At 68.2% G+C, this 26324-nt stretch carries 29 protein-coding genes and 1 tRNA gene; 15 read left to right on the top strand and 15 right to left on the bottom strand.

Annotated features, from left to right (window positions below; translation table 11 throughout):
• The first annotated feature begins 95 nt into the window (after window positions 1–95).
• Both ABD830_RS36865 and ABD830_RS36860 read left to right on the top strand, forming a co-directional pair.
• Complete coding sequence (locus ABD830_RS36865; protein WP_344998037.1) at window positions 96–881, top strand: SDR family oxidoreductase; 786 nt, start codon at window positions 96–98, stop codon at window positions 879–881.
• A gap of 9 nt (window positions 882–890) precedes the next feature.
• Window positions 891–1820 (top strand): dihydrodipicolinate synthase family protein, encoded by a 930-nt coding sequence (locus ABD830_RS36860; protein ID WP_344998035.1) that lies wholly within the window; start codon window positions 891–893, stop codon window positions 1818–1820.
• On the opposite strand, the gene ABD830_RS36855 is transcribed toward ABD830_RS36860, so the two are convergent.
• Both ABD830_RS36855 and ABD830_RS36850 read right to left on the bottom strand, forming a co-directional pair.
• A complete protein-coding gene (locus ABD830_RS36855) occupies window positions 1780–2439 on the bottom strand; it encodes a TetR/AcrR family transcriptional regulator (RefSeq protein WP_344998033.1) in 660 nt (219 codons plus the stop codon). The genes ABD830_RS36860 and ABD830_RS36855 overlap by 41 nt on opposite strands.
• A 183-nt stretch (window positions 2440–2622) precedes the next feature.
• Window positions 2623–2760 (bottom strand): hypothetical protein, encoded by a 138-nt coding sequence (locus ABD830_RS36850; RefSeq protein WP_344998031.1) that lies wholly within the window; start codon window positions 2758–2760, stop codon window positions 2623–2625.
• Between ABD830_RS36850 and ABD830_RS36845 the strand changes: the two genes are divergently transcribed.
• From ABD830_RS36845 to ABD830_RS36835, 3 genes are all read left to right on the top strand, one after another.
• Entirely contained in the window at window positions 2750–3040 is a 291-nt protein-coding gene (locus tag ABD830_RS36845; protein ID WP_344998029.1) for a diiron oxygenase, read from the top strand. The genes ABD830_RS36850 and ABD830_RS36845 overlap by 11 nt on opposite strands.
• Before the next feature lie 167 nt (window positions 3041–3207).
• On the top strand, window positions 3208–4527 hold the full coding sequence (locus tag ABD830_RS36840; protein WP_344998027.1) for an amidohydrolase family protein: 1320 nt from the start codon (window positions 3208–3210) through the stop codon (window positions 4525–4527).
• 273 nt (window positions 4528–4800) lie between these two features.
• Window positions 4801–5325, top strand: coding sequence for a fibronectin type III-like domain-contianing protein (locus tag ABD830_RS36835; protein ID WP_345002206.1), 525 nt, complete (start codon window positions 4801–4803; stop codon window positions 5323–5325).
• A gap of 60 nt (window positions 5326–5385) precedes the next feature.
• Here the strand turns inward: ABD830_RS36835 and ABD830_RS36830 are convergent, their stop codons facing one another.
• A complete protein-coding gene (locus tag ABD830_RS36830; protein ID WP_344998025.1) occupies window positions 5386–5628 on the bottom strand; it encodes a GntR family transcriptional regulator in 243 nt (80 codons plus the stop codon).
• 128 nt (window positions 5629–5756) lie between these two features.
• On the opposite strand from ABD830_RS36830, the gene ABD830_RS36825 reads away from it, so the two are divergent.
• Complete coding sequence (locus ABD830_RS36825; RefSeq protein ID WP_344998023.1) at window positions 5757–6044, top strand: hypothetical protein; 288 nt, start codon at window positions 5757–5759, stop codon at window positions 6042–6044.
• Between the two features lie 138 nt (window positions 6045–6182).
• Here ABD830_RS36825 and ABD830_RS36820 read toward each other — a convergent pair whose 3' ends face one another.
• Window positions 6183–6896: a replication-relaxation family protein gene (locus ABD830_RS36820; RefSeq protein WP_344998021.1), complete on the bottom strand. Its 714-nt coding sequence runs from the start codon at window positions 6894–6896 to the stop codon at window positions 6183–6185.
• 382 nt (window positions 6897–7278) lie between these two features.
• Here ABD830_RS36820 and ABD830_RS36815 point away from each other — a divergent pair, with 382 nt between their 5' ends.
• On the top strand, window positions 7279–7533 hold the full coding sequence (locus tag ABD830_RS36815) for a WhiB family transcriptional regulator (protein ID WP_344998019.1): 255 nt from the start codon (window positions 7279–7281) through the stop codon (window positions 7531–7533).
• On the top strand, window positions 7530–7727 hold the full coding sequence (locus ABD830_RS36810) for a helix-turn-helix domain-containing protein (RefSeq protein ID WP_344998017.1): 198 nt from the start codon (window positions 7530–7532) through the stop codon (window positions 7725–7727). The genes ABD830_RS36815 and ABD830_RS36810 overlap by 4 nt, the downstream gene beginning before the upstream one ends.
• 92 nt (window positions 7728–7819) lie before the next feature.
• On the opposite strand, the gene ABD830_RS36805 is transcribed toward ABD830_RS36810, so the two are convergent.
• The 3 genes from ABD830_RS36805 to ABD830_RS36795 form a co-directional block, all read right to left on the bottom strand.
• Complete coding sequence (locus tag ABD830_RS36805) at window positions 7820–8488, bottom strand: hypothetical protein (protein ID WP_344998015.1); 669 nt, start codon at window positions 8486–8488, stop codon at window positions 7820–7822.
• 18 nt (window positions 8489–8506) lie between these two features.
• Window positions 8507–9754, bottom strand: coding sequence for a tyrosine-type recombinase/integrase (locus tag ABD830_RS36800; RefSeq protein WP_344998013.1), 1248 nt, complete (start codon window positions 9752–9754; stop codon window positions 8507–8509).
• Window positions 9755–9896: 142 nt separating this feature from the next.
• Window positions 9897–9970: transfer RNA gene (locus ABD830_RS36795), tRNA-Gly, on the bottom strand.
• Between the two features lie 106 nt (window positions 9971–10076).
• On the opposite strand from ABD830_RS36795, the gene dcd reads away from it, so the two are divergent.
• The 3 genes from dcd (at window position 10077) to ABD830_RS36780 (ending at window position 12446) form a co-directional block, all read left to right on the top strand.
• Window positions 10077–10652, top strand: a complete 576-nt coding sequence (gene dcd, locus ABD830_RS36790) for a dCTP deaminase (RefSeq protein ID WP_344998011.1) — start codon at window positions 10077–10079, stop codon at window positions 10650–10652.
• Window positions 10653–10818: 166 nt separating this feature from the next.
• Window positions 10819–11436 carry a DUF47 domain-containing protein gene (locus ABD830_RS36785; protein ID WP_106243913.1) on the top strand — a complete coding sequence of 206 codons (618 nt, stop codon included), beginning with the start codon at window positions 10819–10821 and terminating at the stop codon, window positions 11434–11436.
• A 5-nt stretch (window positions 11437–11441) separates the two neighbouring features.
• Window positions 11442–12446, top strand: a complete 1005-nt coding sequence (locus ABD830_RS36780) for an inorganic phosphate transporter (RefSeq protein ID WP_344998003.1) — start codon at window positions 11442–11444, stop codon at window positions 12444–12446.
• 9 nt (window positions 12447–12455) lie between these two features.
• Here ABD830_RS36780 and mshD read toward each other — a convergent pair whose 3' ends face one another.
• Window positions 12456–13361, bottom strand: a complete 906-nt coding sequence (gene mshD / locus ABD830_RS36775) for a mycothiol synthase (protein WP_344998001.1) — start codon at window positions 13359–13361, stop codon at window positions 12456–12458.
• A gap of 108 nt (window positions 13362–13469) precedes the next feature.
• Here mshD and ABD830_RS36770 point away from each other — a divergent pair, with 108 nt between their 5' ends.
• Complete coding sequence (locus ABD830_RS36770) at window positions 13470–15257, top strand: bifunctional metallophosphatase/5'-nucleotidase (RefSeq protein WP_344997999.1); 1788 nt, start codon at window positions 13470–13472, stop codon at window positions 15255–15257.
• Between the two features lie 46 nt (window positions 15258–15303).
• Here the strand turns inward: ABD830_RS36770 and ABD830_RS36765 are convergent, their stop codons facing one another.
• Window positions 15304–15615, bottom strand: a complete 312-nt coding sequence (locus ABD830_RS36765) for a pyrophosphohydrolase domain-containing protein (RefSeq protein ID WP_344997997.1) — start codon at window positions 15613–15615, stop codon at window positions 15304–15306.
• Window positions 15616–15641: 26 nt separating this feature from the next.
• Window positions 15642–17009 carry a sensor histidine kinase gene (locus tag ABD830_RS36760; protein WP_344997995.1) on the bottom strand — a complete coding sequence of 456 codons (1368 nt, stop codon included), beginning with the start codon at window positions 17007–17009 and terminating at the stop codon, window positions 15642–15644.
• A 160-nt stretch (window positions 17010–17169) separates the two neighbouring features.
• On the opposite strand from ABD830_RS36760, the gene ABD830_RS36755 reads away from it, so the two are divergent.
• Window positions 17170–18153 (top strand): NAD-dependent epimerase/dehydratase family protein, encoded by a 984-nt coding sequence (locus ABD830_RS36755; protein ID WP_344997993.1) that lies wholly within the window; start codon window positions 17170–17172, stop codon window positions 18151–18153.
• 77 nt (window positions 18154–18230) lie between these two features.
• Here ABD830_RS36755 and ABD830_RS36750 read toward each other — a convergent pair whose 3' ends face one another.
• The 3 genes from ABD830_RS36750 to ABD830_RS36740 form a co-directional block, all read right to left on the bottom strand.
• The gene (locus ABD830_RS36750) at window positions 18231–19883 is read right to left on the bottom strand and encodes an FAD-binding dehydrogenase (RefSeq protein WP_344997991.1); all 1653 of its coding nucleotides are present in this window, start codon (window positions 19881–19883) and stop codon (window positions 18231–18233) included.
• A 44-nt stretch (window positions 19884–19927) separates the two neighbouring features.
• A complete protein-coding gene (locus tag ABD830_RS36745) occupies window positions 19928–20317 on the bottom strand; it encodes a hypothetical protein (RefSeq protein WP_344997989.1) in 390 nt (129 codons plus the stop codon).
• Between the two features lie 394 nt (window positions 20318–20711).
• Window positions 20712–21308, bottom strand: a complete 597-nt coding sequence (locus tag ABD830_RS36740; RefSeq protein ID WP_344997987.1) for a histidine phosphatase family protein — start codon at window positions 21306–21308, stop codon at window positions 20712–20714.
• A gap of 48 nt (window positions 21309–21356) precedes the next feature.
• Here ABD830_RS36740 and ABD830_RS36735 point away from each other — a divergent pair, with 48 nt between their 5' ends.
• Together ABD830_RS36735 and ABD830_RS36730 are read left to right on the top strand one after the other, a co-directional pair.
• Window positions 21357–22304, top strand: coding sequence for a DNA polymerase domain-containing protein (locus ABD830_RS36735; protein ID WP_344997985.1), 948 nt, complete (start codon window positions 21357–21359; stop codon window positions 22302–22304).
• A 145-nt stretch (window positions 22305–22449) separates the two neighbouring features.
• The gene (locus ABD830_RS36730) at window positions 22450–23949 is read left to right on the top strand and encodes a M20/M25/M40 family metallo-hydrolase (protein WP_344997983.1); all 1500 of its coding nucleotides are present in this window, start codon (window positions 22450–22452) and stop codon (window positions 23947–23949) included.
• 65 nt (window positions 23950–24014) lie between these two features.
• Here ABD830_RS36730 and ABD830_RS36725 read toward each other — a convergent pair whose 3' ends face one another.
• Window positions 24015–25508, bottom strand: a complete 1494-nt coding sequence (locus ABD830_RS36725; protein WP_344997981.1) for a M28 family metallopeptidase — start codon at window positions 25506–25508, stop codon at window positions 24015–24017.
• Window positions 25509–25619: 111 nt separating this feature from the next.
• On the bottom strand, window positions 25620–26228 hold the full coding sequence (locus ABD830_RS36720) for a hypothetical protein (protein WP_344997980.1): 609 nt from the start codon (window positions 26226–26228) through the stop codon (window positions 25620–25622).
• Between the last annotated feature and the right edge of the window lie 96 nt (window positions 26229–26324).

Genomic DNA, 26324 nt, shown 5'->3' with positions numbered 1-26324 from the left:
TAGCCGACTCCTATGGCGGGCGGCGGGATATTGGTCTTTGCGGGCGAGCGGCCCCTAGCGCTTCAGTGATACCGATCGTCATGAAGGGAGTTCGGGTGGACTTGGGGATCGCTGGACGGGTCGCGCTGGTGCACGGCGCGGGCGGAGGTCTCGGCGGTGCTGTCGCGCGGAAGCTCGCGGTCGAGGGAGCTGTGCTCGCCGTGGCCGACCTCCGCGGTGACGCGGCCGAGGCAACTGCCGGTGAGATCCGTGACGCCGGGGGCCGAGCACTGGCACTGGCATGGGACCTCGGTGATCTGGAGGCGGTGGAGACCAACGTTGCCCGCATCGAGAATGAACTCGGCCCGGTCGACATGCTGGTCAACAACACCGGTGGTCCACCGCCCACGTCGGTGCTGGGGGTGAGTCGTGAGGCCTGGGCAGGCCACTTCCGCTCGATGGTCCTGTCCGTGATCGCCATCGCCGACAGGGTCGTTCCGGGCATGTGCGAGCGCGGCTGGGGACGGGTCGTGACCAGCGCTAGCTCCGGGGTTGTGGCCCCGATCGCCAACCTGGGCCTGTCCAACTCCTTGCGTGCGGCGCTCCTGGGCTGGTCGAAAACCCTGGCTCGGGAGGTGGGCGGGTCAGGGGTCACCTGCAACGTCGTCGTCCCTGGGCGGATCGGCACGGCCCGCGTTCATGCGCTCGACGAGAGCAAGGCGTCTCGCGAGGGCCGATCCGTGGCCGAGGTGGCCGACGCCAGCATCGCCTCGATTCCCCTGGGCCGGTACGGGGATCCCGACGAGTACGCGGCCGTCGTCGCTTTCCTGGCCAGTGCACCGGCCTCCTACGTCACCGGATCCCTGGTCCGCGTCGACGGCGGACTCATCCCCAGCATCTAGGAAACCGCCATGCCGTTGATCATCAGGACCACCCGCGGCGTGTACGCGATCGCCCCGACTCCCTTCTTTCCCGACGGCGCCCTCGATCTGGACTCCATGCGACGCCTCGTCGATTTCTACGAGGATGCCGGGGTCGACGGCCTGACCCTGCTCGGGCAGATGGGAGAGGCGCCGAAACTGACCCAGGCCGAGGCCGTGGAGATCGTCGCGACAGTAGTGTCCAGAACCACCCTGCCGGTAGTCGTGGGCGTCTCGGCCCCGGGGTTCGGCTCGATGAAGGCGTTGACCAGCGAGGTGATGGCGCTGGGGGCGGCGGGGGTGATGGTCGGCCCGCCCAACACGCTGCGCACCGACGACCAGATCGTGGGCTACTACACCGAGGTGGCCAAGACGCTGGGAGCCGACGTGCCGATCGTCGTCCAGGACTACCCGCTCACCTTCTCCGTGGTCATGTCCGTGCCGGTGCTCACGCGCATCGCCGGAGACGTGCCGTCGGTGGTGATGCTCAAGCACGAGGACTGGCCGGGCTTGGAGAAGATCAGCGCCCTCCGTGCTGCAGAGGCAGCGGGCGAGATGCCGCGCCTGTCGATCCTGTGCGGCAATGGCGGGTTGTTCCTCGACTTCGAGATGAAGCGCGGCGCAGATGGGGCGATGACTGGCTATTGCTTCCCGGAGTTACTGGTCGACATGGTGCGCTTGACTGCCGAAGGTCACGATGACCAGGCGCACGACCTGTTCGACGCTCACCTGCCGCTCATCCGCTACGAGCAGCAGCCCGGCTCCGGCCTCGCAGTCCGAAAGTACATCATGATGCGTCGAGGGTTGTTGAGCACCGACGCCCAGCGAAGGCCGGGGAGGTCACTCAGCCCCACCGAATGCGCCGAGGTCGACTTGCTGCTCACGCGTCTGAAGCGTCGTGAAGGCGTTCGAGGCCGCTGATGATGAGGGTCAGGCCGAAGTGGAATTCCTCATCGAGCGGAACAGTGGTGAGTTCTTCGGCGGCCGAGACGGTCGCCCGATAGACGGCAGGGTCGAGGTCACGGTAGAACGCCAGGAGCTGCGGGGCTTCGTCGGGGCTGGCCGAGGCCGTACCGAACTGCTGGATGGCGAAGCCGATCACGTAGTGACCGACGGCGGTGAACGCGCGGGCGGCCAGCCCGATGGGGAACCCGTGACCGAGCAGGAGCCGCAGCACGCGCTCGCGGTGGGCCAGCCCGTTGGGGCCGACCGGCACCTGAGCGACCAGCAGGGGCAGGACATGAGGGTGGCGACGCAAAGTGTCATACAGGGCTTCCGCCACGGAGGTGATCACCTCCTGCCAGGTGGCGATGCCTTCGAGGTCGGAGACCTCCACCTCACCAAGGACCCGGTCGACGACATGGACCATGAGCTCGTCTTTGCTCGCGAAATGGCGATAAAGCGTCGCCGTTCCCGATCCCAGGGCCTCGGCGAGCATTCGCAGAGAGAAGGTCTGAACACCGACCTCGTCGACGAGTCCTAGCGCGACCGTGACGATGTGACCCACATCTACCGGAGGGCGGCCCCGCCGCTGCGTCATCGGTACCTGAGGGTGGCTTGCCCACCAGGCAGGGCTACCCGGTGTCTCCGACGAGGTCGAGCTCATCTATCCTCCCCACATTCCGGAGTCACAGTATCCGCAAGTAGTGATGGAGCTTGACGCTGAACGTCTTGGCCGGCCGTGGGTGGTGGTGGATGACGCTGCCCACCATGGCGTCCAGGATCAAGGCCGGGAGATCACGTCCTGGAGTTCACCACGCTCGATCGCCTGAAACACGATGCGCCAGCCGTGCTCGGTGCGCTTATGGTCAATCCGGTTCAGCTCGCGTCCGAGCACCTCGGGGAAGACCTTGGCCTCCACCGCGCGGGTGCCCCGCTGGCAGCGTTTCACGCCCAAGCTCCTGGCGGTCTTCGACGACCCGATGGTGCTGTTCGTCGGCGCCCTGGCCATCGAGGAGTACACCGACGCCATGCAGCGGCTCGTCATGGCGGACGAGGACCTTCAACCGCTCGCCCCGGCAGGTCTCACGGATCCATGTGACGAGGAGACGCGCCACATCAAGTACGCCCACGAAGAGCTCAAACGGCAGGTCGTCGCCCGATCCACAGCCTGCACCACCGCCAGACCGGACAGTGGCTGATGGCCAAAATGCATGGGCTACCTGGAAGAGATCGGCTACCTGGACGGCCCGGCTGAGGCAAACAGGCCGGGAGCAGCGCCGCCGGAGTGATCAGGCTCAGTCGCGCGTTTGACAGGCCGTTCAAATATTGGCAACACTGTATCCGTTAATCGATTGGTGGGTGAAGCATGAGCCGGACACTGCTGCGCGGGGCCCGCGTGATCACGATGGCGGAGGGCCGTCCCGACGCCGAGAACCTCGATGTCCTCGTCGAGGACGATCGGATCGCCGCTCTCGGCGAGGGAGTCGAAGGCCCGGCGACCGAGATCGTCGATCTGACCGGGCGCATCATCATTCCCGGCCTGGTCAACGCCCATCTCCACACTTGGCAGACCGCTCTGCGCGCAGTAGGCGCCGACTGGACCTTGATGGAGTACCTGTCGCGCATGCATGGCGGCACGGGCGCGCACGTCACGCCCGCGGACATGCACATCGCCGCGCTCGCGGGCGCTCTCAACCAGATCAACTGGGGCACGACCACGCTCGGCGACTGGTGCCATAACAGCCTGTCGGCCGGGCACGCCGACGGCTCGACCGACGGGCTCGTGCAGTCCGGCATCCGGGCGGTCTTCCTGCACGGCACCCCCTACCGGCCGCCGGGTGACCCCCACCCCATCGCAGACGTCGACCGGCTGCTGAGCGGGGCGGCGCGCGCTCACCCGCTTCTGACCATCGGCATGGCCGTTCAGGGGCCGCAGTACTCCGATCCCGCGGTCGCCGAAGCCGACCTCCGCGCCGCCGCCGACCGCGGGATCGTCGCCTCGATGCACCAGAGCGGCGGAGCCCCCGCCGCGGGATGGGACGTCGTCCACGCGGCCGGGCTGTTCGGCCCGAACATCAACATCGTGCACGGCATGGGCCTAACCGATACCTGGCTCAAGATCCTCGGCGAGGCCGGCGTCACCTTCACCAGCACGCCGGAGAACGAACTCGGCCAGGGCCACGGCACACCCACCATCGGACCGCTCCTGCGCCTGGGCACGGCGCCCTCGCTCGGCACCGACGTCGACAGCGTGGTGCCCGGTTCGATCCTCACCGCCGCCCGCATCGCCCTCGCCCACCAGCGCTCCCTCGACCACGCCCATTCGGTCAAGACGACGGGCTTCGTCTCCACCGAGCCCTCGATCACCGCCAGACAGGCGCTGTCGTGGGCGACCGTCGAGGGAGCTCGGGCCCTCGGCCTGGCCGGCACGGTCGGCCGGATCGAACCCGGCATGCAGGCCGACCTCGTGGTCATCGACGCCCGCGCCCTCAACCTGTGGCCCGCCCACGACCCGGTCGCCGCGGCGTTGCACGCCGATCTCGCCAACATCGAAGCCGTCATGATCGCCGGCCAGTGGCGCAAACGCGACCACTCCCTCACCTTCGCCGCGCTCGACACCGTCAAGGACGAACTCCAGGAATCGGGCGCACGACTCCTACAGGCCACAGGCCTCGGCCGATCCTGACAACCCCCGCGTGTAGATCGGCCTCACCCCATCCCGTCGGGCAGAGGAAGACCAGCATGAGCTCGCCAGCACAGACCGGCAGACGGCCGTGGAGACCCGCAGTCTCGTCGGTCGACGCGCCGAGACCGAAGAGGCGATGGCCGCCCTCAGTGTCGAGTCCCAGGCAGGTCTGCGCCAGTTTTCCTTCGAGCGGATGCTCGGATCGGGCTTGATCGCACGGCCCGTGCCTGCGCCGCTTCGGCCTGGTTGATCTGGCTGAGTGGGTAGGTGGTGATGAGCTTGTCGAAGGGAAATCGGCCCTGTTCACAACTCGATGAGCTGGGGAATGAGCAGGTGAGGGACTGTGTCACCTTCGAGGATGCCCATGAGGTTGCGACCGCCGGCCAGGGCCATGGAGTCACCTTCGACCTCGACGACCGTGCCTTCGCCTACTGGGACGTCGTCGAAGGCCGGTGGCTGGTCGCGCCCGGCTCGTACGCGATCCAGGTCGGCGAGAACGCCTCGCGGATCGTCGCCGAGGAGATCGTCGAGCTCGCCGGGGAGGTGATCCTCAAGGAGCTGAGCCTGGGCTCCAGCGTCGGCGACTGGTTCGCGCACCCGGCTGTCGGGCCGGTGCTCATGGGACACATCACGGCGACGATGACCCCGGAGCAGCAGGCGCAGGCGGCCGAAAACGCGGACATGCTGCGCATGATCGAGTCGCTGCCGATGCACCAGTTCGTCAGCCCGCTGGGAGTCCAGATTCCGGCCGAGAGGCTTGAGGAGATGATCGAACTCAGCCGACAGGACAGCCAATAGGGCATAGGGACGATCACAGGCGGCCCGCGATGTGGACTCGCCGTATGATCGCTTGCGTGACTAGCGATCCGTCGCCTCAGACGGGCTGACGATCGACCCCTTTCCCGGCTTGGTCGTGATCAGCCCTTGCTCGCGGAGGGATTCCATTGCCTTGCGAACCGTGACCCGGGCGACGTCGAACTCCTCCTGGAGTTTCACCTCGGAGATGAGTGTCAAGGGCGGGTAGGTACCGTCCTTGATCCGCTCGGCGACGACGCCTGCTATCTGCTCCCACTTGTAGAGCCTGGGGTCCCATTCGATCACAAGACGACTCTAGGTAGGCAGGGTGATGCAGGCATAGAACAGCAATTCCTAGGAATGGTGTAGACAGGTTAAGACAGGTTGACCTACGCTCGGGTCAGAGTTCCGTCGCGTATAGAGGTCCAGTTGCCATGGCTGACCCGAGCGCCTACCACGGCATCCATCCCGCTCCGGTGCGCAGCGGGTGTGAGCGTGTGGACTGGTCGCCGTGCGTGCCGCGGACTGATCGGGTGCGCGTGCGCGCTCACACCTGCGAATGCCTGCCGACGGTGTACGAGATGTGCGCCGCAGGTGGCCTGATGTTCATCCGCCGCATCGACAGGAAGCACGGCCAACCCGAGATTCACGAATCCACGTGGACGCGAGCGCGAGATGTGGAGGAACTCTGGCGGCGACTCATCACCGGTGAAACACACTGAGCATTAGGGCTGCCAATAGCCGACGCATTAGCCTGCTGATTACCCCTCCAATTTAGAGTAGGAGGGGCATGCCGGGGTAGATCTACTGGTGGAAGCGCTATTTGGGGGTCCGTTGGACGCCCCGACTCATATAGGAAATCACTTCTCTATTCCTAGATGCGGCCAGTGCGCGGCCAGTTGGGCCAGCCGCATGCGGCCGCCTTGAGTGTCGATGGGAAGCCATTCCTCCCCTGCAGGACCGTCGTCCACCACGCTACGGACACCCGTGGCCACTGGAACAGGGATATCTGCCAGCTTTCGCCGGAGGTTGGCCTCACGCTGCCCACTGTGCAGGGAGAACAGCACGATCGTGGTGAGCCCCGTGGACCGGGTAAGCGCCAGGTACTCGGCGAGCTTGCCTGCGACGCGGCCCAGCGGCTCGCTGCCAGTGTCGTACTCCAGGAAGAAGTCAACGGTCAGGCCGCTCTCGCGCCAGCGGCCGTAAGCGTCCGGGCGGACGATGTCACCCCACATCGGACGGCAACGGCTCTCGGGCCACCATCGCAGCAGCTCAGCGATCGGAGACCTGCGAGCGAGCCCACGCAGTGCGGCGCCGAAGCCGTTGACGCCGATCGTGTGGGCCAAGCGCTGGCTGTGGGCGATCGCGAGAGTCTGAGCCGCCTGGTAGCCGGCGGTGGACAGGGTGCCCTCGTTCTCGGCCGAGAGTACGGCTGCGCCCGCGGGCCCGATCACGTAGTGGTAGGGCGCGGTGCCCATCCCCATGGGCAGGCGAGGGCGGAAGCGCTCCAGGAGCCCGAGTTCGTGCAGGATGCGGAGGCGTTTGCGGGCAAGGTCCTCGTTGTCGAAGAACATAGGGCGAGTTGAGCCAGGGTGAGGACTCGCTGCTCCTGGATGGTGCGGAGTAGTTGACGGTCCCGGTCGGCGAGTCGTGCGGCCAGCCGAACAAGCGATTGGGGAGAGTGTCGGGGCAATCGGGTTTCCTCTCGTTCCGATAAGGGCGGCTTTATAGCACACACCTCTGGCGGCCCTTTGGCGAACGTTTCTGCCAGAGCACTTGCCATAGACATGCCAGAGGTTCCCGGCTTAATCTAAGAATGCACTACTTTCTGGAATTGATTCCAGGCACGGTGTGCGGATCTGAGGAATTGCCCCAATTTGCCATGACAGTGACGTGTTGTGGAGCCGTAGCCATGCGGCGACTTCACTCGTTCCCTTGCGGAGGAACGAGGATCACGTGGGCGGCACCGTGATGGGCTCACGGTCAGGCGTGCTGAAGGGGGCGTGGTGGGGACTGGCCGCGTGCGTCGGCATGGACCCGGCTCTGTTCTATCCGCCCCAAGGTGGCTCGGTTCGCGAGGCCAAGCGGATCTGCACCTCGTGCCCGGTCCGCACGGAGTGCCTCGCCTATGGCCTGGCGTACGGCGAGATCTATGGAATTTGGGGCGGCACGACTGAAGATGAGCGGCGGCGGATGAGGAAGGCCGCATGACCCATCCGCCGCTCACCTTCAAACAGGCCGCCGAGCGCCTCAACGTGCCCGAGTCATGGCTTCGTGAGAAGGTCGCCAAACGCCAGATCCCGCACATCCGCCTGGGCAAGCACGTCCGGTTCACCGAGGCCGACCTGGAGGAGATCCTTCGCGCCGCCCGCCAACCGGCGATCCCGGCTGGGAGGCAACCATGAGAGGCACGGCCTCAGCGCCGAGGAGGTCCAGCAGGTGCGCCGTCCTGCTCCCTCCGCCTGGCCAGAACCAACATCGACTCGGACCTGTAGACCTACTGACGCACACTCTTCGCGAGCAGGCGAGCGCGAGCCGAACTGATCCGAAGCTCCCGGCGGAGAGTCTCAGCCGAGACCGGCCGTCCAGCCGTCCGGGCGCGATGCTCAGCGTCGATCCGGAGCGCTTCCTCAACCAGGTCATGATCGGACTGCTGGCCTACCGGTGCGGCATTCGGGTCCGGACTCGGACTCCCCGACTCGGTGCTGCGCCGGAACTGCTGCAGCCGACCGAGCAGACCGGGTCCCACCTCGCTCCAGCCGATCAGCAGCAGCGGCGCGACAGCATCGAAGGCGGCCTTGCCGTACAAGCCCCCGGCTATGGGTTCGGCGATGTTCAGCGCCAACGTCGCCAGGCCCGAGAACGCCAGCAGCAGCCGAGCGGGACGCAGTTCGGCAGCCCGCACCCCGCACAGGGCCAGATGGCGGACTCCCACGATCAGGCCGATCACCGATAGATCCACCGCAGGACCGATCAACGGCGCGAGCCAGGGCGCGACGCCGAGTCTCAACCCCAGCGACCACACGTTGCCGAAGGAAAAGGCGAAGGTCAGGGCCGCGATGGTCAGCATCGTGGCCGTAACGATCCGCCGGGTGAACGCCTCTTCCGAGGTGCTGACACGCCGCGCAGGTGAGTCCGAGTCCGGACTCGGAGTCTGCATCGCCACTCTCCTCTCCCTCCCGGATCAGGCGACCGACCGGACGGCGCGGAGGCCACCGCCGAGGGCGCGATCGATGGATTCGATGAGGTCCTGATCGACGTAGGGCAGCAGGTGACCGTAGCGGTCGATGGTCGTGGTGATTGACTTGTGGCCCATGCGCCGCTGAATGGCAGCCATCGGAATGTTGTCCGAGATCAACCACGCCACATGCGTGTGACGAAGATCGTGGATTCGCGGGCGCTTGGTCAGCCCACGGGAGATCGCATCATCCACGGCAGGGAGCCAGCGACGGTCGTAGAAGGACGAGTGCCGCCACCACGACCCGGTTGGCGATTTGAAGACGAACTCCTCCGGATACTTGCCGGCGATGTGCGGCAGGATCGCGTCCAAGACCATCGGGGACAGGGCAATGGTGCGCCGGGACTGCTTGATCTTGGGCGGGCCCAGCTTGAAACTGTTGTCCGCCTGCCGCTTCCACGCCCGCCGTACCCGCAGCGTCGGCACCGGCTTGGCGAACGGCTCGATGTCGCGCACCTGCAGAGCGGCCAACTCGGCATAGCGCAGCCCGGTCCCGACAAACACGGTGAGCATGTCGCGGACGTCGGCCTTGGCACAGGAGCGCAGCAAGCTGAACTCCTGCTCGTTGAGGAAGACCATCTCATCGTCACCCTCCCCGTCGTCCAACCGGGGCAGCCGCGTGCGCGCGGCTGGGTTCGAGCTACGGATCGGTGGGATGGCCTCCACGGCACTCTGCAGGATCGTGTAGAGCAGCCCGTGCAGGTTCTGGATGGTCTTGGGCGCCAACGGCCGCCGGAGCCACTGGCGAGGCTCCGCAGGATCCGGGATCCCCCGATGCAGCTGGTTCACCCAGGTGGAAACAGTTGCCCGATCGAAAGCCTGACTCTCATCGCGCAGATCGAGATCACCGAAGACCGGCAGGATGTGGTTCTTGAGGTCGCGCAGGTAGTCACTACGCGTACGATCCTCGATCCCCGACAAGCTCGCGACGAATCGCTGCGCGTACTCGCTGAAGGGCACCGGCGGGTCAGGCTCCGGCGCAGTCGGCGTCTCGGGAGCCCACCCGAACCCTTTGATCCATCCGTCCGGCCAGTAGTGCCCGCATGCCTCCACCGCGAGCTTGAAGGTCACCGCGTGCGCCTTCTGGTCGAACGTCTCCGATGCCCAGTCGCCGCCGCGAGCGCCACCGATGCGCCAACGGACCCGGTAACGGGTGGTGCCGCTGCGCGTCTTGCGCTTGTCGATGCTTGCCACGCGACCAGTTTGTGGAGGTCAGCGGCCCTTTCAAAGGGAATCCGAAGAGATCATCTTCATGCCGTGTGACCACGGTGTGACCACAACAACGGAAAGCCCTCCCAGCGATCAAGGGATCGCCTGGCCAGGGCAGGCAAAGAAGTGGAGCGGGTGACGGGAATCGAACCCGCGCTGTCAGCTTGGGAAGCTGATGTTCTGCCATTGAACTACACCCGCATACGACCCCAACTCCGAAGCCGCGCCCCCCACTGTAGCGGAAACTTGGCGTGTAACAGCAATCCCGACCCCGCACAGTTTCCGCCTGGACGGTAGGTTGCTCACCGTGCTGCTATCTGACCGTGACATCCTTGCCGAGATCGACGCCGGACGGCTTGCCCTCGATCCCTTCGACGGGGACATGATCCAGCCCTCCAGCATCGACGTACGGCTCGACCGGTTCTTCAGGGTGTTCGAGAACCATCGCTACCCCCACATCGACCCGTCCGTGGAGCAGCCGGATCTTACGCGGATGGTCGAGCCCGACGGGGATGAGCCGTTCATCCTGCATCCGGGTGAGTTCGTGCTGGCCTCCACCTACGAGGTCATCACGCTGCCGGACCACCTCGCCTCGCGGCTGGAGGGGAAGAGCTCGCTCGGGCGGCTGGGGTTGCTGACGCATTCGACGGCGGGGTTCATCGATCCCGGGTTCAGCGGGCACGTCACGTTGGAGCTGTCGAACGTGGCCACGCTGCCGATCAAGCTCTGGCCGGGGATGAAGATCGGACAGCTCTGCGTGTTCCGGCTCAGCTCGCCCGCCGAGCATCCGTACGGGTCGGCCAAGTACGGATCGCGGTACCAGGGGCAGCGTGGGCCCACGCCGTCGCGGTCGTTCAGGAACTTTCACCGCACCAAGGTCTGATAGGGGATCCCCCCGTTAAGGCAAAAAAAGATCTCAAAGTACTCTCTGTCCCGGTGTCGTAGAACATACGTGGGGTAGCCAGAAGGAGAAGGGGACATGAAGTTCGCATTTCGCCTGGTAGCCCGTACCCTCTACACGGACCATCCCCGCACATCTGGAGAACGACGTGCGCCTGCGTCTCACGCCACGTGAGGACAGCTATTACGACCTGTTCGCCGACTCCGCGAACAATCTGGTCACCGCATCCCGCCTGCTAGTGGAGATCATCAGCGACGGATCGGACAGGGAGGCCCTGGCCGAGAAGATGCGTGCTTGCGAGCACGCCGGTGATGAACGCACCCATGCGATCATGAACCGGCTCAACGAAAGCTTCATCACGCCGTTCGACCGCGAGGACATCTACCGCCTCGCGTCCAACCTCGACGACGTGATGGACGCCATGGAGGCCGCCTCCGACCTCATCGTGCTGTATCAGATCGACCATCTGCCGAAAGACGTGGTCAGGCAGGTCGAGGTGCTCGAGCGGGCCGCCGAGTTGACGGCCGAGGCCATGCCGCGGCTGCGGTCCATGAAGAACCTCAACGAGTACTGGATCGAGGTCAACCGCCTCGAGAACCAGGGTGACCAGGTCTACCGCAGGTTGCTGGCCAAGCTGTTCAGCGGGGAGTACGACGCGCTCACCGTCATGAAGATGAAGGAGGTCGTCGACGCCCTCGAAGAGGCGGCCGACGCCTTCGAGCACGTGGCCAACACCGTCGAGTCGATCGCGGTCAAGGAAAGCTAGGCCCTGTGGACCTCACGCTCGCCCTCGTCATCGGCGTGGTCGTCGTCTCACTGGTCTTCGACTACACCAACGGGTTCCACGACGCGGCGAACGCCATCGCTACCTCCGTCTCGACCAGGGCTCTGACCCCCAGAGCCGCGCTGTTCATGGCCGCGGCCATGAACTTCATCGGCGCCCACCTGGGCACCCAGGTCGCGCAGACGGTCGGTAAGGGGATCATCGACGCTCCGGACGGCCCACACGGGCTGGTCATCGTGGCCTCGGCGCTCATCGGAGCGATCGCCTGGAACCTGATCACCTGGTACTTCGGACTGCCCTCCTCCTCCAGTCATGCGCTCATCGGTGGCCTGGTGGGCGCCGCGCTGGCCTCGGCCAGTGTGGTGCACTGGAGCGGCGTCCTCGAGAAGGTCGTCATCCCGATGGTGCTGTCGCCGCTGGTCGGGTTCACCCTGGCGGCCCTGATCATGATCGCGATCTACTGGATCTTCCGCCACAGCCAGCCGGGCAAGACCAACCGGGGCTTCCGCTACGCGCAGACCGTCTCGGCCGCCGCCATGGCGCTCGGGCACGGGCTGCAGGACGCGCAGAAGACCATGGGCGTCATCTTCCTGGCGCTCAGCGTCGGCGGCTTCGCCGCCCCGTCCGATCCGATCCCGCAGTGGGTCATCCTGTCCGCCGCCGGGGCGATCTCCCTCGGCACGTACGCGGGTGGCTGGCGCATCATGCGTACCCTGGGCCGGCGCATCATCGCGCTGGACCCGCCCCAGGGTTTCGCCGCGGAGTCGGCGGCGGCGACCGTGCTGTACGGGGCCGCCATCGGGTTCGGGGCGCCGATCTCCACCACGCACACGATCACTACGGCGATCATGGGCGTGGGAGCCACCAAGCGGCTCAGTGCCGTGCGGTGGGGGGTCGCCGGGAACATCGTGACCGCGTGGATCCTGACCATTCCGGCCGCCGCCGCGGTGGCCGCGCTGTCCTACTTCATCCTGCACGGGATCATCGAGTAAGCCCCTGGCTCACGCGGGCCCGTACATCACGTCCACGTCCCAGCGGTTGAAGCCGAGGGACTCGTACACCCTGATCGCCGCCGTGTTGGCCTCGTCCACGTACAGCATCACCTGGGCGAGGCCGCGCGAGCGCAGGTGGCACAGCCCGGCGAGGGTGAGCGCCTTGCCCAGGCCCGTGCCTTGCTGGGTGGGATCGACGCCCACGACGTACACCTCGCCCACGGGCTCGTGGCCGTGGGACGTGGAGCCGTGGATCTTCGTCCAGTGGAAGCCGGCGAGCCGGTCGCCGCGGAAGGCCAGGAAGAAGCCCTCCGGGTCGAACCACGGCTCCTGTTCGCGGCGGAGCAGGTCGTCCATCGTCCAGGCGCCCTGTTCGGGGTGGTGGGCGAAGGCCGCGGAGTTGACCTTGAGCCAGGCCTCCTCGTCCTGGCCGGGTACGAACGTGCGCAGCCGTACCCCGTCGGGCAGGGTGAAGGCCGTGAGAGGCGCGAAGAGGGATCGGCGCATCTGCCAGAGCGAGCGCACCCGTTCGAAGCCGAACTTGGCCGCCAGCTCCTCGGCCCCCGCGTGGTCGCCGTGCGCCCACAGGCGCGGCCGGCCGCCCGTCAGCTCCATGACCGAGCTCAGCAGGCGCGTGCCGTGTCCCTGGCGGCGGTGGCCGGGGTGGACGGCGAGCTCCACGCTCGGGCCCTCGACCTCGTCCGTGGGATCGACGTGGGCGTAGCCCACCAAGGTGCCGTCGGCCTCCAGCAGAAGGGAGCGGGCCTGCGGATCGCCGCCGTAGCGGAGGTGGAGCATCACGTGCTCGTTGAGCGGACGGACGCCGTCGGCGTCCGTCGCCGCCTCGACCAGGCCGAGCACCTCGGCGATCTCCGCGTCATCGAGCCGTTCCCTGACCTTCACGTGTACGCTCACACAACGAACTCTAGGCGTCCGACTGGCAAATAACGCTAGGTGACAGCCTGGCAAATCGTTACCTTTGCGACATTGGCCGCATAGGTTCGGGCCGTAACGTCTTGGGGCATGACGTCTCGTTCTTTCCTCCGGCTGGCCATGGCCGGAGCCGTCGCCTCGGGTGCGGTCATGCTCGCCACCCTCCCGGCGGACGCGAGCAGCGGTGCCAAGACGGTCCCCGTACGGCTGCTCGCGCTCAACGACTTCCACGGTAACCTCGAGCCTCCTACCGGATCCTCCGGCCGCATGGTGGACGAGAACGGCAAGACCGTCGAGGCCGGTGGCGCCGCGTACGTGGCCACGCACATGAAGGCGCTGGCCGACAAGAACACCATCGCCGTGGCCCAGGGCGACCTCATCGGGGCGACCCCCCTGATCTCGGCGGCCTACCACGACGAGCCGTCGGTCGAGTTCATGGGCAAGCTGGGGCTCAAGGTGGCCGCGGTGGGCAACCACGAGTTCGACGAGGGCTACACCGAGCTGCGGCGGATCATGAAGGGCGGCTGCCACCCGGTGGACGGCTGCTCGCCTGCCGGCCCGTGGAAGGGCGCGGCGTTCGACTACGTGGGCGCCAACGTCCTGTTCAAGAACTCCAACGAGAAGACCGACGCGCTCGCCGCGCTCGGCGGCTCGAGCTCGCCGCAGGTCAAGCAGGTGCTGTCGGACTGGGGCGTGCCCGCCCTGCCGCCGGTCAGCATCAAGTGGATGAACGGCGTGCCGATCGGCTTCATCGGCCTGGTCACGCAGACCACGCCCAGCATCGTGACGAGCGAGGGGATCAAGGACCTCAAGTTCGTGGACGAGGTCAAGGCCGCCAATGTCGCCTCCAAGCTGCTGAAGCTGGTCGGGGTGAAGGCGCAGGTCGTGCTGGTGCACGAAGGCGACCAGGTGACGGCCGGGCAGTCGCCCGACGCGTGCAGCGCCATCCCGGGGGCGGGCAACCGCATCGCCACGCAGGTGGACCCGGAGATCGACGTCGTGCTCAGCGGGCACTCGCACCAGGCGTACCTGTGCAAGGTCAAGGACCCGGCGGGCAATGACCGCCTCTACTCACAGGGCGGCTCGTTCGGGCGGGTCATCACGCAGGTGGACCTGAACGTGAACGTCAAGACGCACGACATCGACCGCGCTTCGGTCGTGGCGGACAACCACGTTGTGACCCGGACGGTTACCCCGGATCCCGAAATTTCGGCGTTCGTTCAGACGTGGAAGGACCGCGTCGCGCCCGTCGCCAACAAGCCCGTCGGCACGATCACCGCCGACATCACGAACGTGGCCGCGCCCTCCGGCGAGTCCCCGCTCGGCGACCTCATCGCCGACTCCCAGCTCGCCGCCACCAAGACCGGCGGCAACGCCCAGATCGCCCTGATGAACCCAGGCGGCGTGCGCGCGTCCCTGACGTACGCGAACTCCCCGGCGAACGAGGGCGACGGCGTCGTCACGTACGGCGAGGCGTTCACGGTGCAGCCGTTCAACAACCTCATGCAGGTCGTCACGCTGACCGGCGCCCAGCTCAAGACGGTGCTCGAGCAGCAGTTCACCGGCGGCCCCAACAACCAGGCGTTCACCAAGATCCTGCAGCCCTCGGCGAACTTCACCTACACCTACAGCCGGGGCGCCGCCTGGGGCGCCAAGGTGTCCGACATGAAGATCGACGGGGTTCCGGTCACGGACACGCAGTCGATCCGGGTCGCGGCGAACAACTTCCTGGTGGGCGGGGGCGACGCGTTCCTCGGCTTCAAGGACGGGACCGACCTGTGGAGCGGGCCGCTGGACATCGACGCCTTCGTCGATCACCTCGGCAAGGACAACCCGGTGGCCCCGCCGGCCACCAACCGCATCACCGCGGTCGACTGATCCCTTTTCGCGGCCCGTCCGGCTCCGTCCGGGCGGGCCGCCTTTCTCACTTCTCGGTTTTCCAGGCCAGCCACTTCCGCTCGACCTCTTCCTCCAGGTCCACCCCGTGGTGGTGAGCCATGAGGAGCACGTGGCACAGCACGTCGGCCAGCTCCGCACGGAAGTCGGTCTCGAGCTCCTCCGCCGTGCGCCCCTTGGTCCTGGCCCGGCCCGTGCGCATGAGGAACGCCTGCGTCAGCTCCCCGAGCTCCTCCTGGAGCTTGAGCAGGAACCAGGTGTCGTCGCGCTCGATCCCGAGCCGTTCCGCGTACTGGCTGGAAATGGATTCGATCTCGGTGGAGAGCCCGCGCAGGTCCATGCATGGGAGTGTAAAAGCGACTCCGGTCACGGTGGGCCGTACAGCGGGAGGACGGCCACGAAGCGGGCGCCCGGTGAGTGGTCGGCGATGGTGAGGCTGCCGCCGTGGGCGGCGGCGATCTCCCTGGACAGCGGCAGGCCCAGCCCGCTGCCCTCCTTGTCCTTGACCCGGGCGCTCTCCAGGCGGGTGAAGCGCTCGAAGACCCGCTCGCGGTCCTGCGGCGGGATGCCCTCCCCGTCGTCGGTCACCGTCACGACGACCTTGTCGCCCTCCACCGCCACCTCCAGGTCGATCCGGCCGGCGGCGTGCCTGGTGGCGTTGTCGAGGAGGTTCGTGAGGAGGCGGTCGAGCTGCAGGGTCGATCCGAAGACCGGGGCCGCGGCACACAGGTTGGGGACGATGGGCACCGGGGAGCCCTCGCGGCGGCGTACCTGTTCCTGCGCCACGTGGGCCAGGTCCACCACGCGGCGCTCCGGGACCGCGCCCGCGTCCAGCCTGGCCAGCATCAGCAGCTCCTCGATGATGCCGGTGAGGCGGTCGGCGGCGGCCAGCGCCCGCTCGCCCGTGACCTTCCAGTCCGTCTCGTCCGGGTAGGCGGTGGCCACCTCCAGCTGGGCGCGGAGGGCGGAGATGGGGCTGCGCAGCTCGTGCGAGGCGTCGGCGACGAAGCGGCGCTGGGTCTCGGCGGAACGTTCCAGGCGGTCGAGGGTGTCGTTCGTGGTGGTGGCGAGGTCGGTGATCTCGTCGCCGGTGTCGGGCACGGGGACGCGCCTGCTGAGGTCCTGGCCGGTGATCTCGGCCATCTCGGTACGGATGCGTTCGACGGGACGCAGGGCGGACCCGACGGTGACCCAGGCGATGCCCGCGACGCTCACCAGGACGAGCGGGGTGCCGACGAACACCAGGAGATAGACCCAGATGAGGGCCCGGTCGACCTCGGCCAGGGAGGACGCTCCGTACACCGTGACGGGGCCGTGGGGCGTCCGCACCGTGAGGGCCATGATCAGGTAGTGTCCCTCGGCCTCGTCGGGGCTGCGATAGACGGTGCGCTCGGCGGTGTAGAGGGTGTCGGCCTTGGGGGGACGGAGGCTCGTCACCTGCAAGCCCTTGGGGACGCTGTGGCTGCTCGCGACCACCCTTCCGTCCGCCGCGACCACCTCAAGTAGGTGGACGCGCGTCGGGGGCTCCAGCGCCGGGGACAGCTCTCCCGTACGTGCCTCGCTCGCCGCCCGCCGCACGGCCACCTCGACCCTGGCCTGTACGACACCGCGCAGGTTGTCCGGCACGGTGGTGAGCGTGATGGCGGACGTGACAGTGAAGACCAGCGCCGCTATCAAGGTCGCGACCGCGGTCAGGCGCGCCCGGATCGAGCGCGGAAAGAGCCGCCTCACCATCCCATCCCATCCCCCCTCTGTGTCACTGTGTGTGACATTTACCCTTCGGACGGCGATCGCAATATGGCCTCTCGTGAGCGCCCCGGGCTTTCGCTCCTGGCGATTCCGCTGACGGCGTGATCCGTATCGCCCAGGAGGTGGGAGGGCCAAGGTGGACGGCATGAGGCTTCTGGTGCTGGGTGGTACGGAGTTCGTGGGGCGGGCGGTCGTCGAGGAGGCGCAGGCGCTGGGCTGGGAGGTGACGACGTTCAACCGCGGCAGCCACGAGCCGGCGGCGGGTGTGACGGCGTTGCGCGGTGACCGGACGGCGCCCGGCGGGCTGGCCGCGCTGGAGGGCGGGGAGTGGGACGTGGTGGTCGACACCTGGTCGTGGGCGCCGTCCGCGGTCAGGGACGCCGCGTCGCTGCTGGCCGGCAGGGCAGGCCACTACGTCTACGTCTCCAGCCGCTCGGTCTACGCGCAGCCGGTGCCGTACGGCGCGGACGAGAGCGCGCCCGTCGTGGCGGCTTCGGCCGATGACGGGGATGGCGACTACCCCAGCAACAAGGCGGGGGCCGAGCTGGGCGCGGTCGCGGCCTTCGGCGACCGGGCGCTGCTGGCCCGCGTGGGCACGATCATTGGCCCGTACGAGAACATCGGGCGCCTGCCGTGGTGGCTGGGCCGGATCGCCCGCGGCGGACCGGTGATCGCCCCGGGGCGGAGAGACCTCCCCCTGCAGTACATCGACGCCCGCGACCTGGCCCTATGGTGCCTGGAGGCGGGCCGGCGCGGCCTCGGCGGGGCGTACAACGTGGTGAGCCCGATGGGGTTCGTGACGACGGAGCAGCTCCTGGAGACCTGCGTGAAGGTGACGGGATCCGACGCCGAGCTGCGATGGGTCGAGGCCGAGCGGATCCTGGCGGCGGGGGTGGAGCCGTGGCGGGACCTGCCGCTCTGGCTGACTGGCGAGGACTACGACTTCATCCACGGTGGCGACGTGTCGAAGGCGCTGGCGGCGGGCCTGCGGTGCCGGCCGCTGGAGGAGACGGTGCTGGACACGTGGACGTGGCTGCGGAGCATCGGCGGCCGGGCCCCGCAGCGCCCCGACCGCCCCACCCTCGGCCTGGACCCGGAGGTGGAGGCGCGGCTGTTGCGAGAGGCGTAGGTCAACCGGCTGCGGGGCGGCTGTTGCGGGAAGCGTAGGTCAACCGGCTGCGGGGCGGCTGTTGCGGCAGACCTAGGTCAACCGGCTGCGGCGCGGCCGGCCTGGCGCCCGGAGAAGAGGCAGCCGCCCAGGAAGGTGCCCTCGAGAGCGTTGTAGCCGTGCACCCCGCCACCCCCGAACCCGGCGATCTCGCCTGCCGCGAACAGCCCGTCGATGGGGCGTCCGTCCAGGCCCAGGACGCGCGAGTCGAGGTCGGTCTGGATGCCGCCGAGCGTCTTCCGGGTGAGTACGTGCAGCATGACCCCGATCAGCGGTCCGGCGGCCGGGTCGAGGATGCGGTGCGGCGTGACGGTGCGGCCCAGCCGGTCGCCGAGATAGCGGCGGGCGTTGCGGATGCCCTGGATCTGCGAGTCCTTGCTGTACGGGTTCGCGACCTGCAGGTCGCGGGCCTCGATCTGGCGGCGCACGAGGTCGGCGTCGAGCAGCGGCTCGATCGTCAGCTGGTTCATCTTGGCCACGAGCTCGTCCAGGGTGCCGGCCACGACGAAGTCGGCCCCGTTGCGCTTGAAGGCCTCCACCGGGGCGGGGGCGCCCTTGCCGAGGAGACGTTCGCGGAGGAACGCCTTGCGGTCGTTGCGCGTGATGTCGGGGTTCTGCTCGGACCCCGACAGCGCGAACTCCTTCTCGATGATCCGCTGGGTCAGCACGAACCACGAGTGGTCGTGGCCGGTGCCGCGCAGGTGGCGCAGCGTGCTCAGCGTGTCGTAGCCGGGCAGGCAGGGGTCCGGCAGCCGTCGGCCCAGCGCGTCGAACCACATCGAGGAGGGCCCCGGCAGGATCCGGATGCCGTGGCCGGGCCAGATCGGGTCCCAGTTGCGCAGGCCCTCGGTGTAGTGCCACATGCGGTCGCGGTTGACCAGCCGCGCTCCGGCCTCGGCGCTGATGTCCAGCATCCGGCCGTCGACGTACGCGGGCACGCCGGTCACCATGCTCTCCGGGGCGCTGCCCATCCGCTCGGGCCAGTAGCGACGCACCATGTCGTGGTTGCCGCCGATGCCGCCGCTCGTGACGATCACCGCGGGCGCGGCCAGCTCGAACTCGCCGACCTCGTCGCGGTTGGAGGCGACCCCGCGCGGCGAGTCGTCCTCGGCGAGCAGCGTGCCGCGCACGCCTTTCACGGCGCCGCCGCTCATGACCAGCTCGTCCACCCGGTGGCGGTGGTAGAAGGTGACCAGCCCGCGGGCGGCCGCCTGCCGCACCCCGGCGACGAACGGCCTCAGCACGCCCGGCCCGGTGCCCCAGGTGACATGGAACCGCGGCACGGAGTTGCCGTGCCCGTCCGCGCGCAGGTCGCCGCGCTCGGCCCAGCCGACGGTGGGCAGCAGCTTGATGCCGAGCCGGTCGAGCCAGGCGCGCTTCTCCCCGGCCGCGAACTCGACATAGGCGCGTGCCCACCGTACGGCCCAGGAGTCCTCGTCCTCGAGCCGGTCGAACTGGGCGCTGCCCTGCCAGTCGTTCCAGGCCAGCTCGAAGGAGTCCTTCACCCCCATCCGCCGCTGCTGCGGCGAGTCGACCAGGAACAGGCCGCCGAAGGACCAGAATGCCTGGCCGCCCAGGTTGGCCGCGCTCTCCTGGTCGACCACGGCGACCTTCTTGCCTTTGGCGGTGAGTTCACAGGTCGCCACGAGGCCTGCCAGGCCGGCCCCGACGACGATCACGTCAGCGTTCATGCGCCGATGATTGCGTCTGCGACATCTCCCGGTCCAGGGGGCTGTCACGCGCCCTTCGGCTCCAGCAGGCGGTCGAGTCTGAGCGCGAGGTCGATCATCTCGCACCGGAGAGAGTCGAACTTCTCCATGATCTCGGACTGGGCGGACTTGAAGTTCTCGTTCGTCTGCGCGCGGAAACCGGCGATCTCCACGACGAGAGCCTCGAGGTCCTGGCTCACCTCCGTGCGGACGTCCGCGATCTCGGCCTTCAGCTCGGCGAGGCGCGTCGCCGTCTCCGGGGCGTGGACCGGCGGGCCGGGCCTGTTCGGGCCGGTCTGTGCCGGTACGAGGCCGGAGTGGTGGGAGCGCTGGCCGGGGTTCCTGGCGGAACGCACGAATGTCTCGAGAGCTGCCACTCGGCGTTTCAAGTCGAGGATCTCTGCCTCTACGTTCACGCACTCCTACCTTCGCCATGGCCACCCCGGGCCTCACTCCATGTGTGCACATGATGGCAAGCGGTTCATGATCAGGAGCGATCGATCGCCGAAGCGGGTGCGGATTTTTCGAAAGCCGGCGCTGAGGGCGGACATGGTGACGGCCACCGCGTGACGCTCCTCCGAAGAGCCACGGTTCGCGTCGGAGAAGCACAGAGCGATGGCCGCAGGCACCAGTTTGCCGCCTGGCCGGCCCCCGTTGAAGTCCCGTCAGGATCGGTGACTCCTACTTGTCGCGTCGCACCCGTTCGGTCAGGGTCCTGAGCTCCCGCTGCCGACCACGCAGGCGCCGTTCGAGGAGTCGAAGATCTTCGCCCCTGCCGGGCTCGTCGCGGCCCGGGAGGAGCAGGAGATCCTAGAGGCGTAGCTCCGGAGGGAAGCCTGTCCACCGCAGGTCGGCGGGCAGGTGCCCCATGTCGTTGAAGAACAGGACGGAGGCCGGGCGGTCCTGTGCGTACCTGATGACGGTCAGGGCGGCGTTGCCGTGGTTGAGGCCGAGCCAGCGCCAGTCCGGGGCGTCCAGCGCGGCACGGACGAGCCAGCCGACCAGGAAGTTGTGCGTGACGACCAGCTCGTGACGCGTGCCTTCCACCGGCCCGGTGAACAGCTCCTCGGCCTCCCGGGCGAGCCGCGCGCCGTCGTCCTCCGGGAACCGGCCGACGAAGCCCAGGAGCTGTTCCGCGTGCTGCGGGGGCAGCTCCTCCTTTTTCGGTACGTACGGGATGAAGTCTCCGGCGGCCTCGGAGACCCGCACGGGCACGTCCGGGAGCTGTTCGGCGATCAGGCGGGCGGTCTGGGTGGCTCTGGGGAGCGGGCCGTGGTGGATGGCGGCCAGGGGGACGTCCCTCAGCCGTTGGCCGAGCAGCGTGGCCTGGCGGCGGCCGTTCTCCGTCAGACCGCTCTCGTCCGGCGTGGCCTCGCCGTGGCGGGTGAGGTAGAGGTATCGGGTCATCGGGCCCCTTTTGTTGATTTCGGAGGTACGTCATGGGCATGGTAAGGCGTGGCCAGTGACGAGACGCGCGACGGGATCGCGCTCACCAACCTCGACCAGCCGCTCTTCGACGGGGCGGGAGCGAGCAAGCGTGACCTGGTCGACTACCTCGACGCCGTCAGCGACCGGATCATCCCGGCGCTGCGCGACCGGGCGCTCTCGGTCATCCGGGTGCGGCCGGGACAAGAGCCGTTCATGCAGAAGAACCTGCCCAAGTACGCTCCCGACTGGCTGAGGTCGGTCTCCGTGTGGGCCGAGGCCTCACGCAGGCAGGTGACGTACGCGCTGTGCAACGACAGGAAGACGCTGCTCTGGTTCGCCAACCAGCGGGCCGTGGAGTACCACCCGGCGCTCTTCCTGGGCGACCATCCCACGCACATGGTGCTCGACCTCGACCCGCCCGAGGGCAGTGACGCCTTTTCGCTGGCCGTACGCGGGGCGTTGCTGGTGCGCCAGGCGCTGGACGACGCCGGGCTGGCGGGGGCGGTGAAGACCAGCGGGGCCAAGGGCGTGCACGTGTTCGTGCCCGTGGCCGAGGGGACCGGCATGGAGGACCTGGCGGCGGCCACCCGCGCGCTGGCGGCGCGGGCCGAGCGGCTGGATCCGGCGCTGGCGACCACGGCGTTCATCCGTGAAGACCGCGCCGGCAAGGTGTTCATCGACTCGACCAGGGCGGGCGGGGCCACGGTGGTGGCCGCGTACAGTCCGCGCGTGCGTCCCGGCGCGCCCGTGTCCTTCCCGGTGGCGTGGGAGTCGCTCGAGGACGTCGCGCCTGCCGACTTCACCGTTCACACGGCGGCGGAACTGCTCAAGGGGGCCGACCCGTGGGCCGAGCTCATGCCGGAGCCACAGCGGCTGCCCGCGGACCTGGTCGAGCAGGGGCACACGATCCCGGTCGCCCGCGTGCAGGCGATGCACGAGGGCAAACGCCGCGCCCGCGCTCGCCGCGGCGAGTGACCTTACACCGCTCGCGTCGGCGGTGGCCCCTCAGAGATGTCCGGATTTTGACGCACGTGTCGCCTTCTCAGTGATCCGCAGGCGGGTTACGTTCGCCTGGCGGCTCGGGGGACTTGCCGCATTCCCGTTCAGCAGAGGGATCTTCATGCGTCGAATCGCCATCGCACTGATCACCGCACTCTCCCTACCGCTGGCCATGGCCACGCCCGCCGGCGCCGTCGGCCTGGACGACGTCTTCGCCAAGCTGCTCGTCAAGCAGGTCAAGGGCCCGAACGTCAAGAAGCACCTCGAGGCCCTGCAGGCGATCGCCACCGCCAACGGCGGTACGCGCGCCGCGGGCACGCCGGGCTACAACGCCTCCCGCGACTACGTGGCGGGCAGGCTGCGCAAGGCCGGGTACAAGGTGACGCTCCAGCCGATCAACTACGTCGAGAGCTGGTCCGAGAACGCACCGCCCACCCTCGCGCTGACCGCGCCCGGCTCGAAGTCGTACGTGCCGAACGAGGACTTCTACTCCTTCCAGCCCTCCCCGGCCGGTGACGTGACCGCGCAGGTCCAGGGCGTGGACCTGACGCTGCCGCCGACTCCGGCGCCCTCGTCGAACAGCGGCTGCGAGGAGTCCGACTTCGCCGGCTTCGTGCCCGGCCGGATCGCGCTCATCCAGCGCGGCACCTGCGCCTTCGCCCAGAAGATCCGCAACGCCGGGCGCGCGGGAGCCGCCGGGATCATCGTGTTCAACGAGGGGCAGCCGGGGCGGACCGACGCGTTCCCGCTGGACATCGGCGAGTGGCGGGCCAACGTCCCGATGGTGTTCGCCGACTTCGCCGTCGGTAACGAGCTGGCCTCCACGCCCGGCGCGACCGTCCGGCTCAAGGTCGACTCCAAGCTCGTGCTCGGCACCAACGACAACGTGATCGCGGAGTCCCGCTTCGGCGACCCGCGCCACGTCGTGATGACCGGCGCCCACCTCGACAGCGTCACCGCCGGTCCCGGCATCAACGACGACGGCTCCGGCACCGCCTCGATCCTGGAGGTGGCCGAGGAGATGGCGCACTTCCCGGTGAAGAACAAGGTCCGCTTCGCCTTCTGGGCCGCCGAGGAGATCGGCCTGCTCGGGTCCGACCAGTACGTCGAGTCGCTGCCGGAGGCCGATCGCGATCGGATCAGGGTGTACCTGAACTTCGACATGGTGGCCTCGCCGAACTACGCGTACAAGCTGTATGACGGGGACAACTCCGACAACGTCGGCTCCCCGGCAGGGCCGCCCGGATCCGCCGAGATCGAGAAGCAGCTCCAGGCCTTCTACGGCTCGCGCCACCTGGCCACCGTCGGAACGGACTTCGACGGGCGCTCCGACTACGGCCCGTTCATCGCGGTGGGGATCCCGTCGGGCGGGATCTTCACGGGCGCCGAGGGGATCAAGACGGCCGAGGAGGCGGCGCTGTTCGGCGGCACGGCGGGGGTGGCGTACGACGTCTGCTACCACCAGGCGTGCGACACGACGGCCAACATCAACGACACGGCGCTGGACGTGGACGCGGACGCGATCGCCGACTCGATCGCCCGCTACGCCTTCAACCTCCGCTCGATCCCTTCGAGGACGGCCCCTGGGGCGGCGACGCTGGCCGCCAAGACGGCAAGCTGACAACCCGCCGCTCGGGAGGCGAGGCCGCGTCCGACAGCAGGGTCGGGCGCGGCCTCGCGATCCCCCTAGCGGGTGATCTTGACGTCGTCCACGCCCGCCTCCACCAGGGAGGCGCCCGAGGCGTCGGCGGCGTCGATGAGGATGCGGACCGTCTGGCCCGCGAACGCGTTCAGGCTGGCGGTGGCCGTGGCCCAGGCGCCGTTGCGGTTGGCGGCCGAACCGGTCTGGTTCAGCACCGTCGTCGTGGTGGTGCCGACCACGCGTACCCGGAAGTAGTCGGCGCTGGAGGCGTTCGAGCCGTGCGCGAGGTACCACGACAGCGACAGGTTCAGCGGACCCGTGGACGGGAGCGTGATGGGCGGTGACTGGATCGAGGTGATACCGCCGTCGATGTCGTAGTCACCGGCCGATGACCCCGCGAGCCGGCCGGTCACCAGGTCGTTGGCGCCGCTCACGGTGGTGCCGAGCTGCTTGGCGCCGCTTGAGTTGGTGTCCTCGGGGTCGCCGCGCTCCCACTGCCCGGTGGTGGCGGTGTCGGTGCTCGACGGGTTGACGGTCCACCCCGTGGCCGCCTCGAACGTGTCCTGCCAGACCACGGCCGGCGGCACGGCGGTCGCGATCGTCCACACCGCGTACGCGATCGCGTCGGCGTTCCTGTCGAGTGCGGTGTCGTTGATGTTGGCCGCCGTGTCGCAGGAGCGGTGGTAGCAGGCGTCGAACGCCTGCCCTGCTGTGCCGCCCCACAACGTGGCCTGGGCCGAGGACTTGATGCCTTCGGCGCCGGTGAACGTGCCGCCCGCCGGGATGCCCGCCGAGATGAACGGCCCGTAGTCCGAGCGGCCGTCGAAGTCGGTGCCCCGGGTCGGGACCCCGATCGAGGTGAAGTAGTCCTGGAGGGTCTTCTCCAGCTGCGCGGACCCGGCCGGCCCAGGGCCGGAGCCGGTGCCGTCGGAGTTGTCGCCGTCGTACACGAAATAGCCGGGGTTGGGGGAGCCGACCATGTCGAAGTTCAGGTACGCCTTGATCCGCGCGCGGTCCGCGGCCGGCAGGTTGTTCACGTAGAACTGCGATCCGCGCAGCCCCAGCTCCTCCGCGCCCCACCAGGCGAAGCGCAGGTGCTTGGCCGGCTGGAGCGACTGACGGGCCACTTCGAGCGCGGTCTCCAGGATGGACGCGCTGCCCGAGCCGTTGTCGTTGATGCCGGGCCCGGCGGTGACGCTGTCGAGGTGCGCGCCGACCATGAGGATGTCGTTGGGGTCCCCGCCCGGCCAGTCGGCTATGACGTTGTAGCCGGTGGCGCCGTTGTAGGTGAACGACTGGAGGGTGGTGGTGAAGCCGGCGGCGTCCAGCTGGCCCCGTACGTAGTTGGCCGAGGCCAGGTAGCCGGGGCGGCCGTGCGCGCGGGTGCCGCCGTTGGCGGTGGCGATGGACTGGAGCTGGGCGAGGTGGGCTTTGACGTTCGCGAGGGAGATGTCCGGCGATGCGGCGGCCCGGGCGGGTATGCCCGGCAGAGCAATCGCGAGGGATGACGCGATCACTGCGGCGATGCCTAATCGCACGCCTTTTCCGCAGGTGAGCGGCATGGTGGTGCCTCCATCCGAGGTCGAGGGTGGAAGATCCCGAGATGGTGCTCATAGGAACGTAACCCGCCAAATCGGGTTCGCCTAGGCCTATGAATGGAGGGTCAGACGGGGCCGCAGCGCCGCCAGGACGATCTCCGGCTGGTCGGCGAAGAAACGGATCGAGGTGGCCTCGGCACGGCCGCCGAGCGGGCGCACGAAGGCGATCGGCTCGGTCAGTTCGATCGTCACGTTCGTCTGCGAGGCGACCGCCACGCTGAGCCGCCCGTCCTTGATCGCGATCATCTTGTTCTCGTTGTAGCTGCGGCTGGTCCGCACGGAGGCGATCTGCTCGACGGGCACGCGCAACTCGAAGTACACGCCGTACCGGATGCGCAGCTCGTCGGAGGTGATGACGTGCGGCCGGGTGGCGCAGGAGGCGGCCATCATGACCCCGAACAGGAGCCCGTAGACGTCGCCGACGAGCACCGTGAACCGCAGCCAGACCGGCACGTCGAGCGCGACCAGCAGCAGATCGATCACCAGGGTCTCGACCGCCATCGCGAACAGCATCAGCGACAGCAAGAACGTCTGCGCCTTCGTGTACGTCGCCACGGCCGCCCCGTCGGGCACGCCATGCCGACGCCGCACCATCCACAGCCCGATGGCGGCCAGCCCCTTCAACTCGAATCCCACGATCCGCAGCACGGCTCGGCCCATCGGGTTCCTCTCTCTCGGTGCGATCAACCCCGATTAGAAACGTTGACGTCGCGTCAAGGTCAAGCCGATGGGATTCCGGCTCTCTCGACTGCTCAG

The organism is Nonomuraea helvata, assembly GCF_039535785.1.
Classification (GTDB): Bacteria; Actinomycetota; Actinomycetes; order Streptosporangiales; family Streptosporangiaceae; genus Nonomuraea; species Nonomuraea helvata.
Note: the sequence above shows the minus strand (reverse complement) of the source record. Positions and strands in the feature narration are given on the sequence as shown.

Bases quoted from the DNA above. Each gene is read 5' to 3' on its own strand.
- ABD830_RS36765 (WP_344997997.1), bottom strand. From the start codon at position 15,615: ATGGACCTGCGCGGGCTCTCCACCGAGATCGAATCCATTTCCAGCCAG.
- ABD830_RS36825 (WP_344998023.1), top strand. From the start codon at position 5,757: ATGGCTGACCCGAGCGCCTACCACGGCATCCATCCCGCTCCGGTGCGC.
- ABD830_RS36820 (WP_344998021.1), bottom strand. From the start codon at position 6,896: ATGTTCTTCGACAACGAGGACCTTGCCCGCAAACGCCTCCGCATCCTG.
- ABD830_RS36730 (WP_344997983.1), top strand. From the start codon at position 22,450: ATGCGTCGAATCGCCATCGCACTGATCACCGCACTCTCCCTACCGCTG.
- ABD830_RS36835 (WP_345002206.1), top strand. From the start codon at position 4,801: ATGAGCTTGTCGAAGGGAAATCGGCCCTGTTCACAACTCGATGAGCTG.
- ABD830_RS36840 (WP_344998027.1), top strand. From the start codon at position 3,208: ATGAGCCGGACACTGCTGCGCGGGGCCCGCGTGATCACGATGGCGGAG.
- ABD830_RS36770 (WP_344997999.1), top strand. From the start codon at position 13,470: ATGACGTCTCGTTCTTTCCTCCGGCTGGCCATGGCCGGAGCCGTCGCC.
- ABD830_RS36810 (WP_344998017.1), top strand. From the start codon at position 7,530: ATGACCCATCCGCCGCTCACCTTCAAACAGGCCGCCGAGCGCCTCAAC.
- ABD830_RS36720 (WP_344997980.1), bottom strand. From the start codon at position 26,228: ATGGGCCGAGCCGTGCTGCGGATCGTGGGATTCGAGTTGAAGGGGCTG.
- ABD830_RS36860 (WP_344998035.1), top strand. From the start codon at position 891: ATGCCGTTGATCATCAGGACCACCCGCGGCGTGTACGCGATCGCCCCG.
- ABD830_RS36855 (WP_344998033.1), bottom strand. From the start codon at position 2,439: ATGACGCAGCGGCGGGGCCGCCCTCCGGTAGATGTGGGTCACATCGTC.
- ABD830_RS36760 (WP_344997995.1), bottom strand. From the start codon at position 17,009: ATGGTGAGGCGGCTCTTTCCGCGCTCGATCCGGGCGCGCCTGACCGCG.
- ABD830_RS36740 (WP_344997987.1), bottom strand. From the start codon at position 21,308: ATGACCCGATACCTCTACCTCACCCGCCACGGCGAGGCCACGCCGGAC.
- ABD830_RS36755 (WP_344997993.1), top strand. From the start codon at position 17,170: ATGAGGCTTCTGGTGCTGGGTGGTACGGAGTTCGTGGGGCGGGCGGTC.
- ABD830_RS36750 (WP_344997991.1), bottom strand. From the start codon at position 19,883: ATGAACGCTGACGTGATCGTCGTCGGGGCCGGCCTGGCAGGCCTCGTG.